The organism is Escherichia sp. E10V10, from assembly GCF_004211985.1.
GTDB lineage: Bacteria > Pseudomonadota > Gammaproteobacteria > Enterobacterales > Enterobacteriaceae > Escherichia.
This window is the reverse complement of record NZ_RHJO01000001.1, coordinates 237933-253275: the sequence shown is the minus strand read 5'-3', so window position 1 is coordinate 253275 and position 15343 is coordinate 237933. Positions and strand designations below refer to the sequence as shown.

Sequence of the window (15343 nt, the reverse complement as noted above, 5' to 3'; positions counted from 1 at the left end):
TAGATCTGAAAATTTTCTTAAACTCACATTAATTCTTTATTTAACAATACTTAAATGACATTAATTTTATTAAATAATTTATCAACCATAAGAAAAATCAACATTGAGAGTAATTATTTAACATTAACTGAATAAAAAAACACCGTTACCAACCTTACAGCAGGTTACAAATGCTCATATTGTGAACAATGAAAATAAATGATTGCTCCAGATGCTGTTGTGGCAAAATCAATTTTTGTTGAATTGAATTAAGCGCAACAAATAACCTGGATCAATAATTATCTTAAATTGAACGTTCAAGAAATCACCGAACGGTTATTTTTAACAAATTTTTCTCTTCCCATTGACTTTCCCGGACACCTTGTCTGACCTAAGGTACGCGGAAGTCGCTTTTTCCTTCCTGAGTTATCCACAAAGTTATGCACTTGCAAGAGGGCCGTTTTCACACTATCTTGCAGTGAATCCCAAACATACCCCCTATATATAGTGTTCGTTGCAGCTTTCCTTACTACAGGTAGTTGCCGTGAAACTATTGCGGAAAGAATTCCAAAAACAGGTACGACATACATGAATCAGAATCTGCTGGTGACAAAGCGCGACGGTAGCACAGAGCGCATCAATCTCGACAAAATCCATCGCGTTCTGGACTGGGCGGCAGAAGGACTGCATAACGTTTCGATCTCCCAGGTCGAGCTGCGCTCCCATATTCAGTTTTATGACGGAATCAAGACCTCCGACATCCACGAAACTATTATCAAGGCTGCCGCTGACCTGATCTCCCGTGATGCACCGGACTATCAGTATCTCGCCGCGCGCCTGGCAATTTTCCACCTGCGTAAAAAAGCCTACGGCCAGTTTGAGCCGCCTGCGCTGTACGACCACGTGGTGAAAATGGTCGAGATGGGCAAATACGATAATCATCTGCTGGAAGACTACACGGAAGAAGAGTTCAAGCAGATGGACACGTTTATCGTTCACGACCGTGATATGACCTTCTCTTATGCTGCCGTTAAGCAGCTGGAAGGCAAATATCTGGTACAGAACCGCGTGACCGGCGAAATCTACGAGAGCGCACAGTTCCTCTATATTCTGGTTGCTGCGTGCCTGTTCTCGAACTACCCGCGCGAAACGCGTCTGGAATACGTGAAGCGTTTTTACGACGCGGTTTCCACATTTAAAATTTCGCTGCCAACGCCAATCATGTCAGGCGTGCGTACTCCGACTCGCCAGTTCAGCTCCTGCGTGCTGATCGAGTGCGGCGACAGCCTGGATTCCATTAACGCGACCTCCAGCGCGATTGTGAAATACGTTTCCCAGCGTGCGGGGATCGGCATCAACGCCGGGCGTATTCGTGCACTGGGTAGCCCGATTCGTGGCGGTGAAGCGTTCCATACCGGCTGCATCCCGTTCTACAAACATTTCCAGACGGCGGTAAAATCCTGCTCCCAGGGCGGCGTGCGCGGCGGTGCGGCAACGCTGTTCTACCCGATGTGGCATCTGGAAGTGGAAAGTCTGCTGGTGCTGAAAAACAACCGTGGTGTAGAAGGCAACCGCGTGCGTCATATGGACTACGGGGTACAAATCAACAAACTGATGTATACCCGCCTGCTGAAAGGTGAAGATATCACCCTGTTCAGCCCGTCCGACGTACCGGGGCTGTACGACGCGTTCTTCGCCGATCAGGAAGAGTTTGAACGCCTGTACACCAAATATGAGAAAGACGACAGCATCCGCAAGCAGCGTGTGAAAGCCGTTGAGCTGTTCTCACTGATGATGCAGGAACGTGCGTCTACTGGTCGTATCTATATTCAGAACGTTGACCACTGCAACACCCACAGCCCGTTTGATCCGGCTATTGCGCCAGTGCGCCAGTCTAACCTGTGCCTGGAAATCGCTCTGCCGACCAAACCGCTGAATGACGTTAACGACGAAAACGGTGAAATCGCGCTGTGTACGCTTTCTGCTTTCAACCTGGGGGCAATTAACAGCCTGGATGAACTGGAAGAGTTGGCCGTTCTGGCGGTACGCGCACTTGACGCGCTGCTGGATTATCAGGATTACCCGATCCCGGCAGCCAAACGCGGGGCGATGGGTCGTCGTACGCTGGGTATTGGTGTGATCAACTTCGCTTACTATCTGGCGAAGCACGGTAAACGCTACTCCGACGGCAGCGCCAACAACCTGACGCATAAAACCTTCGAAGCGATTCAGTATTATCTGCTGAAAGCCTCTAACGAGCTGGCGAAAGAGCAAGGCGCGTGCCCGTGGTTTAACGAAACCACTTACGCGAAAGGGATCCTGCCGATCGATACCTATAAGAAAGATCTGGATGCCATCGCTAATGAGCCGCTGCATTACGACTGGGAAGCACTGCGTGAGTCAATCAAAACGCACGGTCTGCGCAACTCCACACTTTCTGCCCTGATGCCGTCCGAGACGTCTTCACAGATCTCTAACGCCACTAACGGTATTGAACCGCCCCGCGGTTACGTTAGCATCAAAGCATCGAAAGACGGTATTTTGCGCCAGGTCGTTCCAGACTACGAACACCTGCACGATGCCTATGAACTGCTGTGGGAAATGCCGGGTAACGATGGTTATCTGCAACTGGTTGGTATCATGCAGAAATTTATCGATCAGTCGATCTCTGCGAATACTAACTACGATCCGTCACGCTTCCCGTCAGGAAAAGTGCCGATGCAGCAGTTGTTGAAAGACCTGCTCACCGCCTACAAATTCGGGGTCAAAACGCTGTATTATCAGAACACCCGTGACGGCGCAGAAGACGCGCAGGACGATCTGGTGCCGTCAATCCAGGACGATGGCTGCGAAAGCGGCGCATGTAAGATCTGATATTGAGATGCCGGATGTGGCGTAAAATGTCTTATCCGGCCTACGTCTCGAATTTTGTAGGCCTGATAAAACGCGCCAGCGTCGCATCAGGCTCTGGATGCCGGATGCGGCGTAAAATGCCTTATCCGGCATTAAACTCCCAACAGGACATATTCATGGCATATACCACATTTTCACAGACGAAGAATGATCAGCTCAAAGAACCGATGTTCTTTGGTCAGCCGGTCAACGTGGCCCGCTACGATCAGCAAAAATATGAAATCTTCGAAAAGCTGATCGAAAAGCAGCTCTCTTTCTTCTGGCGTCCGGAAGAAGTTGACGTTTCTCGCGACCGTATTGATTACCAGGCACTACCTGAACACGAAAAACACATCTTTATCAGCAACCTGAAATACCAGACGTTGCTGGATTCCATTCAGGGTCGTAGTCCGAACGTGGCTCTGCTGCCGCTGATCTCGATCCCGGAACTGGAGACCTGGGTAGAAACGTGGGCATTTTCAGAAACGATTCACTCTCGTTCTTATACCCATATCATTCGTAATATCGTTAACGATCCGTCTGTTGTATTCGACGATATCGTCACCAACGAGCAGATCCAGAAACGCGCGGAAGGCATTTCCCGCTATTACGATGAACTGATCGAGATGACCAGCTACTGGCATTTGCTGGGCGAAGGCACCCACACCGTCAACGGTAAAACCGTGACCGTTAGCCTGCGCGAGCTGAAGAAAAAACTTTATCTCTGCCTGATGAGCGTTAACGCGCTGGAAGCCATTCGTTTCTACGTCAGCTTTGCTTGTTCCTTTGCCTTTGCAGAACGCGAACTGATGGAAGGTAACGCCAAGATTATTCGCCTGATTGCCCGTGACGAAGCCCTGCACCTGACTGGCACTCAACATATGCTGAATCTACTGCGCAGCGGCGCGGATGATCCGGAAATGGCGGAAATAGCCGAAGAGTGTAAGCAAGAGTGCTATGAGCTGTTTGTTCAGGCGGCACAGCAGGAGAAAGACTGGGCGGATTATCTGTTCCGTGACGGTTCGATGATTGGTCTGAATAAAGACATTCTCTGCCAGTACGTCGAGTACATCACCAACATCCGCATGCAAGCTGTCGGTTTGGATCTGCCATTCCAGACGCGCTCCAACCCGATCCCGTGGATCAACACCTGGCTAGTGTCGGATAACGTGCAGGTTGCCCCACAGGAAGTTGAGGTGAGTTCTTATCTGGTCGGTCAAATTGACTCGGAAGTGGACACCGACGATTTGAGTAACTTCCAGCTCTGATGACCCGCGTTACCTTGCGCATCACTGGCACACAACTGCTGTGCCAGGATGAACACCCTTCCCTTCTGGCGGCGCTGGAATCCCATAATGTGGCAGTTGAGTACCAGTGCCGCGAAGGCTATTGCGGCTCCTGTCGCACACGCCTGGTTGCAGGTCAGGTTGACTGGATTGCCGAACCGTTAGCCTTTATTCAGCCAGGGGAGATTTTGCCCTGTTGTTGCCGGGCAAAAGGCGATATCGAAATCGAGTTGTGATCTGGCACTAGTGCCAGATGCGACGCTGATGCGTCTTATCTGGCCTACAACGATTACATAGTGTAGTAATACGCTTTCACCTGTTCCCAGTCGGCTTTGGGGATCGGCTCCAGATATTTTTCCAACTGGCGGAAGTCATGATTAATCGCTTTATCGCGACGCAAGCGACGGCGGCTTTTCTCCAGATCAAGAAATCCAGCTTCTGCTTTACCTTCCGTTTTCACATAGATATGGCGAACATAACAGCAACCATGCTGCCGATTAACGCTATGCATTTTCTTAAACGCCAGCGCTACCGCTTTTAGCATCCCTTCGCGAACATCATCAGCAAAAGGCGTAATTGCATGTTGCGCATACCAGTCAGCAATGCTGACAAACCCCGCCATATCTTCTGTCACCAGCAACGCACGCCATTCGCCATCAATTTTCACCGCTTCTCCAAAAACGATTTTCGGCACAGTCACGCCAGCGCGTTCCAGATCTTTTATCACCTCAATCTCCCGCACAATCGTCGGGCGCCCAAAGGGATAGCGCAGCGAATGAAAGAGATGCTGAGTCATTCGCTTCACATAAAGCTTTTTACCATCGCGCTCTACACACTGCACACCACTCATACCATTGCGTCGATAATTTGGTTCTTCGACCCAGTCTCCTGTGGTTGCCCACCAACGTTCAAATTGTTCGTCTTCCGTTCCTGAGATCATTACTTACCATCCGTCACTATGTGCACATTAATTATCAGGATGGAAATATAAAGTGTTGCCTTAAGAAATCCTTAAGATTTTTGTGTACAAAAATGGACTTGTTACAGAAGCAAAGCGGCATTCCGGGCAGACCGGAATGCCGAAGGTGGGATTATTTCTGTTGTTGCAGGAAGGTAACCGCTTTATCCGGGAAGTCAGTGAACAAACCATTCACTCCGGCTTTGTTATACAAAATGTCATAAAGCTGATTCACATTCGTTGTGTAGGCCGGTAGCTTGTCGGCCCGCACGGTATAAGGATGCACCACCAGCTTATTCTGCTGTGCATCTTTTACCATTCCGGTAAGCTTGATATTACCCGGCTGCGATGTCTCATCAATCACCATATGGTAATCCGGGCCAATACCATCAGCGTATTCCGCCACCTGTTTCATGGCACCTGGCTTAAACATCCAGTCGTAACTGTAATTAACCCAGGTTCCGTCCGGTTGTTTCTGCTGAGTTTCGTTCCAGTCGGTATAGGCAATCAGCTGTACCAGGTTGAGGTCCATACCCATTTTAGGTTCCAGCTCATTCTTAATACGCTTCAGTTCATCAGCATCAAAGCATTGCAGATAAACTTTATCATCCTTACCGGTGTAGCCATATTTCTTCAGCACTTCCAGGGTTTTTGCCGCAATATCCTTCCCTTCCTGATGATGGAACCACGGCGCTTTAATCTCTGGATAGATACCAATATTTTTCCCGGTCGAATGGTTTAGCCCCTGAACAAATTCAATTTCCTCTTCGAAAGTGTGCACCCGGAAGTCAGATTTACCCATCGGGAAACGTCCGGGGAAAGTCTGCACTTTTTTACCATTTTCAATATCGAAGCCTTCAGTGAATTTTAAAGACTTAATTTCATCCAGTGTAAAATCTATCGCGTAGTAACGGCCATCTTTACGCGCCCTGTCCGGGAAACGATCGGCGACATCGGTTACCCGGTCAAGATAGTGGTCATGCAGAACGACCAGATGGTCGTCCTTCGTCATCACCAAATCCTGTTCAAGATAATCGGCCCCCTGCGCATACGCCATCGCCTTTGCAGGCAGCGTATGCTCCGGCAAATAACCACTGGCACCGCGATGGGCAATCACTATTTTCTCACTGTTATCCGCCGCCATTGCACTGCTTCCCATGATCATTCCACTCATCATGATAGCCATGCTAAGGTTTTTCAGCGTCAATTTCATGCCATTAGCCTCCGTTGCGTTTTTGCTGTAATTCCTGATGGCGACGTTTTTCGCCAATCATCACGACAATTAACAAGATAACCGCCAGGATGCTGCCGCCAATCATCACCATGAAGCCGCCATCCCAGCCAAAGTAGTCAACGGTGTAGCCGACAATCGCGCTTGCCGCTACGGAGCCACCAAGGTAACCAAACAGTCCGGTAAAGCCCGCCGCCGTACCTGCCGCTTTCTTCGGCGCCAGTTCCAGCGCGTGCAGACCAATCAGCATGACTGGGCCGTAGATCAGGAAGCCGATAACAATCATACAAATCATATCGACGGTTGGGTTGCCTGCCGGGTTCATCCAGTAAACGATGGTGGCGATGGTCACCAGTGTCATAAAGAAGACGCCGGTTGCCCCACGGTTACCGCGGAAGACTTTGTCCGACATCCAGCCGCACAGCAGGGTGCCCGGAATACCCGCATACTCATAGAAGAAGTAGGCCCAGGAGGATTTATCCAGCGCGAAGTGTTTCACCTCTTTCAGGTAAGTCGGTGACCAGTCGAGGATACCGTAGCGCAGCAGATAGACGAACACGTTGGCGATGGCGATGTACCACAGCAGTTTGTTCGGCAGCACGTACTGCATGAAGATCTGTTTCGCGGTCAGTTCCTGTTCCGCTTTTTCGTTATAGTCGTCCGGGTAATCATTTTTGTACTCTTCGATCGGCGGCAGGCCACATGATTGCGGGGTATCGCGCATCATCGCAAAGGCGAACAGAGCCACCAGAATGGCACAGAAAGCCGGCATATAAAGCGCCGCGTGCCAGTCATTGAACCAGGCCATCCCCAGCAGGAACAACAGCGGCGGAATACCACCACCGACGTTATGCGCACAGTTCCACACCGACACAATGCCGCCACGTTCTTTCTGCGACCACCAGTGCACCATAGTACGACCGCACGGCGGCCATCCCATCCCCTGGAACCAACCGCAGAGGAACAGCAGCACAAACATCACCGCAATGCTCGATGTCGCCCACGGAACAAAGCCCATAAAAAGCATAACTGCCGCAGCAAGAATCAGACCTGCTGGCAGGAAAACGCGCGGATTCGAGCGGTCCGACACCGACCCCATGATGAATTTCGAAAATCCGTAGGCAATTGAGATCCCTGAAAGGGCAAAACCTAAATCACCACGTGAGAACCCCTGCTCCACCAGGTAGGGCATCGCGAGAGCAAAGTTCTTACGAACCAAATAGTAAGCGGCATAACCAAAGAATATCCCCAGGAAAATTTGCCAGCGCAATCGACGGTAAGTCGGGTCGATCTCCGCAGCAGGTAAGCGCGCCTTGTGTGGCGCTGGTTTAAAAATACTCAACATTTATAGCCTCCGTGGCCGTGGTCTTATTTATGATTAACAGCCTGATTCAATGGAAGAACCTGCCGTTTCTTGAGTTGCCGCGATGTTAATTAATCATTCATTCCATGAATGTGAATTACCGCACACATTATTAAATAAGATTTACAAAATGTTCAAAATGACGCATGAAATCACGTTTCACTTTCGAATTATGAGCGATTATGCGCGAAATCAAACAATGCATGTTTTTTCTGTGGCTAAATGAGACAAAACGAACTTTTGAGGGATAACAATGAAAACTCGCGATTCGCAAACAAGTGACGTGATTATCATTGGCGGCGGCGCAACGGGAGCCGGGATTGCCCGCGACTGTGCCCTGCGCGGGCTGAAAGTGATTTTGGTTGAACGCCACGACATCGCAACGGGAGCCACCGGGCGTAACCACGGTCTGCTGCACAGCGGCGCACGCTACGCGGTTACCGATGCGGAATCGGCCCGCGAATGTATTAGTGAAAACCAGATTTTAAAACGCATTGCGCGTCACTGTGTCGAACCAACCAACGGCCTGTTTATCACCCTGCCGGAAGATGATCTCTCCTTCCAGGCGACTTTTATTCGTGCTTGCGAAGAGGCTGGAATCAGTGCTGAAGCCATTGATCCGCAGCAAGCACGCATTATCGAACCTGCCGTTAACCCGGCACTGATTGGCGCGGTGAAAGTTCCGGATGGCACCGTTGACCCATTCCGGCTGACCGCAGCGAACATGCTCGATGCAAAAGAACATGGTGCCGTTATCCTTACCGCTCATGAAGTCACGGGACTAATTCGTGAAGGCGCGACAGTGTGCGGTGTTCGTGTACGTAATCATCTCACCGGCGAAACTCAGGCACTTCATGCGCCTGTCGTAGTTAATGCCGCCGGGATCTGGGGGCAACATATTGCCGAATATGCCGATCTGCGCATTCGCATGTTCCCAGCGAAAGGATCGCTGCTGATCATGGACCACCGCATTAATCAGCATGTGATCAACCGCTGCCGTAAACCTTCCGACGCCGATATTCTGGTGCCTGGCGATACCATTTCGCTGATTGGCACCACCTCTTTACGCATTAATTACGATGAGATAGACGACAACCGAGTGACGGCAGAAGAAGTGGATATTCTGCTGCGTGAAGGGGAAAAACTGGCCCCCGTTATGGCGAAAACGCGCATTTTGCGGGCCTACTCTGGCGTGCGCCCGTTGGTTGCCAGCGATGACGACCCAAGCGGCCGTAACGTCAGTCGTGGCATCGTGCTGCTCGACCATGCCGAACGCGATGGCCTGGACGGATTTATCACCATCACCGGCGGCAAACTGATGACCTATCGTCTGATGGCGGAATGGGCTACGGATGCCGTCTGCCGCAAGCTGGGCAACACGCGCCCCTGTACGACCGCCGATCTGGCACTTCCTGGTTCACAGGAGCCCGCTGAAGTCACCTTGCGTAAAGTCATCTCCCTGCCTGCCCCGCTGCGCGGTTCTGCGGTTTATCGTCATGGCGATCGCACACCCGCCTGGTTAAGTGAAGGCCGTTTGCACCGCAGCCTGGTTTGTGAGTGTGAAGCCGTTACCGCTGGCGAAGTTCAGTACGCAGTAGAAAATTTAAACGTCAACAGCCTGCTGGATTTACGTCGCCGCACCCGTGTGGGGATGGGGACTTGCCAGGGCGAGCTCTGCGCCTGCCGGGCAGCTGGATTGTTGCAACGCTTTAACGTCACCACCTCCGCGCAATCTATCGAACAACTTTCCACCTTCCTTAACGAACGCTGGAAAGGCGTGCAGCCCATTGCATGGGGAGACGCATTGCGCGAAAGCGAATTTACCCGCTGGGTTTATCAGGGACTGTGTGGTCTGGAGAAGGAGCAGAAAGATGCGATTTGATACTGTCATTATGGGCGGCGGTCTTGCCGGATTACTCTGCGGCCTGCAATTGCAAAAACACGGTCTGCGCTGTGCCATTGTCACCCGTGGACAGAGCGCTCTGCATTTCTCATCCGGTTCGCTGGACTTACTGAGCCACCTGCCAGACGGTCAGCCGGTGGCAGACATTCATGCAAGGCTGGAGTCTTTGTGCCATCAGGCACCTGCCCACCCTTACAGTCTTCTCGGCCCACAACGCGTACTGGATCTCGCTTGTCAGGCGCAGGCATTAATTGCGGAAAGTGGCGCGCAATTGCAGGGCAGCGTGGAACTGGCCCATCAGCGCGTTACCCCGCTCGGCACTTTGCGTTCGACCTGGTTAAGTTCGCCAGAAGTTCCCGTCTGGCCGCTACCCGCGAAGAAGATATGTGTAGTGGGGATAAGCGGGCTGATGGATTTCCAGGCGCATCTTGCGGCGGCTTCGTTGCGCGAACTGGATCTTTCGGTTGAAACTGCTGAAATTGAACTGCCGGAACTGGATGTGCTACGCAATAACGCCACCGAGTTTCGCGCGGTGAATATCGCCCGTTTCCTTGATAACGAAGAAAACTGGCCGCTGTTAATTGATGCGCTAATCCCTGTCGCCAATACCTGTGAAATGATCCTGATGCCCGCCTGCTTCGGCCTGGCCGATGACAAACTGTGGCGTTGGCTGAATGAAAAACTACCTTGTTCACTTATGCTTTTGCCAACGCTGCCGCCTTCCGTGCTGGGTATTCGTCTGCAAAACCAGTTACAGCGCCAGTTTGTGCGCCAGGGCGGCGTGTGGATGCCGGGCGATGAAGTGAAAAAAGTGACCTGCAAAAATGGCGTGGTGAGCGAAATCTGGACCCGCAATCACGCCGATATCCCGCTGCGTCCGCGTTTTGCTGTTCTTGCGAGCGGCAGTTTCTTTAGCGGCGGGCTGGTGGCAGAACGCGACGGCATTCGTGAGCCGATTCTCGGCCTTGATGTACTGCAAACCGCCACGCGGGGTGAGTGGTATAGAAGTGACTTTTTTGCTGCGCAACCGTGGCAACAGTTCGGCGTGACCACTGACGAGGCGCTACGCCCGTCACAGGCTGGTCAAACAGTAGAGAACCTGTTTGCCATCGGTTCGGTGCTGGGCGGATTTGATCCCATCGCCCAGGGATGCGGCGGCGGCGTTTGTGCCGTCAGTGCTTTACATGCCGCTCAACAGATTGCCCAACGCGCAGGAGGCCAATAATGAACGATACCAGCTTCGAAAATTGCATTAAGTGCACCGTCTGCACCACCGCCTGCCCGGTGAGCCGGGTGAATCCGGGCTATCCAGGGCCAAAACAAGCCGGGCCGGATGGCGAGCGTCTGCGTCTGAAAGATGGCGCACTGTATGACGAGGCGCTGAAATATTGCATCAACTGCAAACGTTGTGAAGTCGCCTGCCCGTCCGATGTGAAGATTGGCGATATTATCCAGCGCGCGCGGGCGAAATATGACACCACGCGCCCGTCGCTGCGTAATTTTGTGTTGAGTCATACCGACCTGATGGGTAGCGTTTCCACGCCGTTCGCACCAATCGTCAACACCGCTACCTCGCTGAAACCAGTGCGGCAGCTGCTTGATGCGGCGTTAAAAATCGATCATCGCCGCACGCTGCCAAAATACTCCTTCGGCACGTTCCGTCGCTGGTATCGCAGCGTGGCGGCTCAGCAAGCGCAGTATAAAGACCAGGTCGCTTTCTTTCACGGCTGCTTCGTTAACTACAACCATCCGCAGTTAGGTAAAGATTTAATTAAAGTGCTCAACGCAATGGGTACCGGTGTACAACTGCTCAGCAAAGAAAAATGCTGCGGCGTACCGCTGATCGCCAACGGTTTTACCGATAAAGCACGCAAACAGGCAATTACGAATGTAGAGTCGATCCGCGAAGCTGTGGGAGTAAAAGGCATTCCGGTGATTGCCACCTCCTCAACCTGTACATTTGCCCTGCGCGACGAATACCCGGAAGTGCTGAATGTCGACAACAAAGGCTTGCGCGATCATATCGAACTGGCGACCCGCTGGCTGTGGCGCAAGCTGGACGAAGGAAAAGCGTTACCGCTGAAAACGCTGCCGCTAAAAGTGGTTTATCACACGCCGTGCCATATGGAAAAAATGGGCTGGACGCTCTACACCCTGGAACTGTTGCGTAAGATCCCAGGGCTTGAGCTGACAGTGCTGGATTCCCAGTGCTGCGGTATTGCGGGTACTTACGGTTTCAAAAAAGAGAACTACCCCACCTCACAAGCCATCGGCGCACCACTGTTCCGCCAGATAGAAGAGAGCGGCGCGGATCTGGTCGTTACCGACTGCGAAACCTGCAAATGGCAGATAGAGATGTCCACAAGTCTTCGCTGCGAACATCCGATTACGCTGCTGGCCCAGGCGCTGGCTTAAACTCCTTTCTGATGCCCGGTAAGCATGTGGTTACCGGGCATTTTTGCGTACACGATTCCGTGCCCAATGTATGCGTTGCAACGCAGTGAAAATTCCTCTGAAAACGTCTCGCAAAGGCTGAAACTGGCAGATGTCAAAGGCCTGGGATAACCGTAATGTCGCGTCATCATAAATATCAGGTGACGGACAACCATGACCGAATCAACAACCTCCTCCCCGCATGATGCGGTATTTAAAACCTTTATGTTCACACCCGAAACCGCACGGGATTTTCTCGAAATACATTTACCAGAACCACTGCGCAAGCTTTGCAACCTGCAAACCTTACGCCTGGAACCCACTAGTTTTATTGAAAAAAGTTTACGCGCTTACTACTCGGATGTTTTGTGGTCCGTGGAAACCAGCGACGGTGACGGCTATATCTACTGCGTGATTGAACATCAAAGCTCTGCAGAAAAGAATATGGCTTTTCGGCTAATGCGCTATGCCACTGCCGCCATGCAGCGTCACCTGGACAAAGGCTATGACAGAGTCCCGCTGGTGGTGCCGTTGCTGTTTTATCATGGCGAAACCTCGCCCTACCCGTACTCACTCAACTGGCTGGATGAGTTTGACGATCCGCAACTTGCCCGGCAGTTGTACACCGAAGCTTTTCCGTTGGTGGATATCACCATCGTGCCTGACGATGAGATCATGCAACATCGGCGTATAGCTCTGCTGGAACTGATTCAAAAGCATATTCGCGACCGCGATTTAATCGGTATGGTCGACAGGATCACCACGCTTTTGGTTAGGGGCTTCACTAATGACAGCCAGGTGCAAACGCTGTTTAATTATCTACTGCAATGCGGCGATACCTCCCGTTTCACCCGCTTTATTGAGGAAATTGCCGAACGTTCACCACTACAAAAGGAGAGATTAATGACTATTGCTGAACGGCTGCGGCAGGAAGGACACCAGATTGGCTGGCAGGAGGGTAAATTAGAAGGTTTGCAGGAAGGCATGCATGAACAAGCCATTAAAATTGCCTTGCGAATGCTGGAACAGGGCATCGATCGTGACCTGGTACTCGCAACTACCCAGCTAAACGAAGCCGATCTGACAGCGAAAAACCACTAACTAACATACCGGCCCACAGGTAATCCCTATGGGCCTTTGATATCAATAACTACCTTTTATGCGTGGCCCATTTTTGCCTGATTTAAATATCGCCAGTCGTTGATCCAGGGCATCGCTATAGAGCATCGTGTCAACGCCAACAGCGACAAAGTTCGCTCCCCACGCCAGGCATTGCTGCGCCATATCAGGAGCCACAGCCAGAAAACCAGCCGCTTTACCCGCAGCGCGGATCCGGCGAATGCTTGCTTCAATAATACGCTGTACTTCCGGGTGGCCGGCGTTATCCGGATACCCCAACGACGCTGAGAGATCCGCAGGCCCAATAAATACGCCATCAATTCCCTCGACTTCGAGGATTTCGTCCAGGTTATCCAGTGCCGTTTTACTTTCCACCTGCACCAACAGACAAAGCGAGTCGTTGACTTGCGCCATGTAGTTCTCAATGCGTCCCCAGCGCGCAGCACGAGCCACGCTGGCCCCGACACCACGCTCACCGTAGGGTGGATATCGGGTAGCAGACACCACCTGACGTGCCTGTTCGGCAGTATCGACCATCGGGATCAGTAGGGTTTGAGCGCCAATATCCAGTACTTGTTTAATCAGCGACTTACTCCCCTCCACCGGGCGGATCACGGGTTGGCTGGCATAGGGCGCTATCGCCTGTAACTGGTGATAAAGATCCTGAATGGTATTTGGCGCGTGCTCTCCGTCAATCAGCAACCAGTCATAACCGGAAGTAGCGGCGATTTCTGCCATATAGGCAGTCGTTGAGCTTAACCATAGACCAATTTGCACTTCACCTTTGCGTAAGCGTTCTTTGAAGGGATTGGTTAATAATGCGTTCATCATATTCCTTAACCTATTAGTGATGTGCCACGTTAGTCTGCACAACTGAGCGACTTACACGTAGAGTGAAAATAATCAGCGAGCCGACGACCGCCACCGCAGCCAGCGTCAGCAATCCTGCCGCATCGCTGGCAAACAAGGTTTCTGCTCTTACGCGCAGGATCGGGGCGATAAATCCGCCCACTGCGCCAAACAGGTTAACAAAACCAATCCCCGCCGCCAGCGCCGTACCAGAAAGCAGTTGTGTCGGCATAGTCCAGAACACCGGCTGCACGGCAATAAACCCTATTGCTGCAACACATAGCGCAACGATTGCCAGTACTGGCGAAAGTAGCCCGGAAAGGCCAATACCAATGCCCGCGGCCAGCAATGTCAGCGCCGCGACATTGCGCCGTTCGCCGGTTTTATCGGAATAGCGCGGAATAAGCCAGGTCCCAAACAATGCCGCAACCCACGGAATAGCGGTGACCACAGAGGCCGTAAAGCCCACTTTTGTCCCCAGCAATGCAGCAACCTGGGTCGGCAGGAAGAAAATTAATCCGTAAACCGCCACCTGAATGGTCAGGTAGATAATCGCCAGTTGCCAGACTCGCCCATTACGCAGTGCATCGCTCAGTCGAGAAGTCACTTTCTGTTGCTCTTCACTAGCCAGTTGATTGATAAGCAACGTTTTTTCTTCTTTACTCAGAAATCGTGCCTGCTCCGGTGTGTCATCAAGCCAAAAGAATGTGAATACCCCAGCGCCGACTGCCAACAATCCTTCAATCACAAACATCCAGAACCAGCCGGGATGCCCCATAAATCCATGCATCTCCAGCAGCGCGCCGGAAAGCGGTGATCCCAGCGTTAATGCCAGCGGTGCGCCCATATAGAACAGCCCCATAATGCTGGCGCGATTACGCTGCGGAAACCATTGCGAGGTGAGATAAATCATACCGGGGAAGAATCCGGCTTCCGCTGCGCCAAGCAGAGTGCGAACGATCAGAAATTTCGCTTCAGTATCGGCCCATGCCATTGCCGCCGAAAGAAATCCCCATAGTAGTGTCGTCGTACCAATCCAAGTTCTGGCCCCCAGTTTGCGCATCAACAGATTCGCCGGTACACCTAGAAACGCGTAAACCACAAAGAAAATACCCGCCCCCAGCGCATAAGCTTCATTACTCAGCCCGGTATCAATCTGGTAGGTCTGTTTGGCAAAACCAATATTCGAACGATCGAGAAACGCCAGCACATACAGTGCCAACATAAACGGGGTCAAACGCGCGCGGTTTTTCTTCACCACGGCGTCAAGCAAAGCGGTGCTCATAAGAAGCTCCTTAGAACATGTGAGCGTTGCCGTTATCACGGCAAC

General features: G+C 51.8%; 12 protein-coding genes. 7 read left to right on the top strand and 5 right to left on the bottom strand.

The features are described 5' to 3' along the window. The first annotated feature begins 567 nt into the window (after positions 1–567). From nrdA to yfaE, 3 genes are all read left to right on the top strand, one after another. Positions 568–2853 (top strand): class 1a ribonucleoside-diphosphate reductase subunit alpha, encoded by a 2286-nt coding sequence (gene nrdA / locus D9736_RS01150; protein WP_130257490.1) that lies wholly within the window; start codon positions 568–570, stop codon positions 2851–2853. A gap of 155 nt (positions 2854–3008) precedes the next feature. Continuing rightward, positions 3009–4139 (top strand): class Ia ribonucleoside-diphosphate reductase subunit beta, encoded by a 1131-nt coding sequence (gene nrdB, locus D9736_RS01145; protein ID WP_130207160.1) that lies wholly within the window; start codon positions 3009–3011, stop codon positions 4137–4139. Next, positions 4139–4393 (top strand): ferredoxin-like diferric-tyrosyl radical cofactor maintenance protein YfaE, encoded by a 255-nt coding sequence (gene yfaE, locus D9736_RS01140; protein WP_130207161.1) that lies wholly within the window; start codon positions 4139–4141, stop codon positions 4391–4393. The genes nrdB and yfaE overlap by 1 nt, the downstream gene beginning before the upstream one ends. Before the next feature lie 53 nt (positions 4394–4446). Here yfaE and inaA read toward each other — a convergent pair whose 3' ends face one another. The 3 genes from inaA to glpT form a co-directional block, all read right to left on the bottom strand. Beyond that, positions 4447–5097: a lipopolysaccharide kinase InaA gene (gene inaA, locus D9736_RS01135; RefSeq protein WP_130257489.1), complete on the bottom strand. Its 651-nt coding sequence runs from the start codon at positions 5095–5097 to the stop codon at positions 4447–4449. A 151-nt stretch (positions 5098–5248) separates the two neighbouring features. Beyond that, a complete protein-coding gene (gene glpQ, locus D9736_RS01130; RefSeq protein WP_130257488.1) occupies positions 5249–6328 on the bottom strand; it encodes a glycerophosphodiester phosphodiesterase in 1080 nt (359 codons plus the stop codon). Between the two features lie 4 nt (positions 6329–6332). Then, a complete protein-coding gene (gene glpT, locus D9736_RS01125) occupies positions 6333–7691 on the bottom strand; it encodes a glycerol-3-phosphate transporter (RefSeq protein WP_064526704.1) in 1359 nt (452 codons plus the stop codon). A gap of 271 nt (positions 7692–7962) precedes the next feature. Here glpT and glpA point away from each other — a divergent pair, with 271 nt between their 5' ends. From glpA to D9736_RS01105, 4 genes are all read left to right on the top strand, one after another. After that, positions 7963–9591 (top strand): anaerobic glycerol-3-phosphate dehydrogenase subunit A, encoded by a 1629-nt coding sequence (glpA, locus tag D9736_RS01120; RefSeq protein ID WP_130257487.1) that lies wholly within the window; start codon positions 7963–7965, stop codon positions 9589–9591. Continuing rightward, the gene (gene glpB, locus D9736_RS01115) at positions 9581–10837 is read left to right on the top strand and encodes a glycerol-3-phosphate dehydrogenase subunit GlpB (RefSeq protein ID WP_130257486.1); all 1257 of its coding nucleotides are present in this window, start codon (positions 9581–9583) and stop codon (positions 10835–10837) included. Before glpA ends, glpB begins: the two co-directional genes overlap by 11 nt. After that, positions 10837–12027 (top strand): anaerobic glycerol-3-phosphate dehydrogenase subunit GlpC, encoded by a 1191-nt coding sequence (gene glpC / locus D9736_RS01110; protein WP_130257485.1) that lies wholly within the window; start codon positions 10837–10839, stop codon positions 12025–12027. The genes glpB and glpC overlap by 1 nt, the downstream gene beginning before the upstream one ends. Before the next feature lie 192 nt (positions 12028–12219). After that, on the top strand, positions 12220–13146 hold the full coding sequence (locus D9736_RS01105) for an ISNCY family transposase (protein WP_130257484.1): 927 nt from the start codon (positions 12220–12222) through the stop codon (positions 13144–13146). Between the two features lie 42 nt (positions 13147–13188). Here the strand turns inward: D9736_RS01105 and yfaU are convergent, their stop codons facing one another. Both yfaU and D9736_RS01095 read right to left on the bottom strand, forming a co-directional pair. Then, on the bottom strand, positions 13189–13992 hold the full coding sequence (gene yfaU, locus D9736_RS01100) for a 2-keto-3-deoxy-L-rhamnonate aldolase (protein WP_130257805.1): 804 nt from the start codon (positions 13990–13992) through the stop codon (positions 13189–13191). 16 nt (positions 13993–14008) lie between these two features. Continuing rightward, on the bottom strand, positions 14009–15298 hold the full coding sequence (locus D9736_RS01095) for an MFS transporter (RefSeq protein ID WP_130257483.1): 1290 nt from the start codon (positions 15296–15298) through the stop codon (positions 14009–14011). Positions 15299–15343 lie beyond the last annotated feature (45 nt).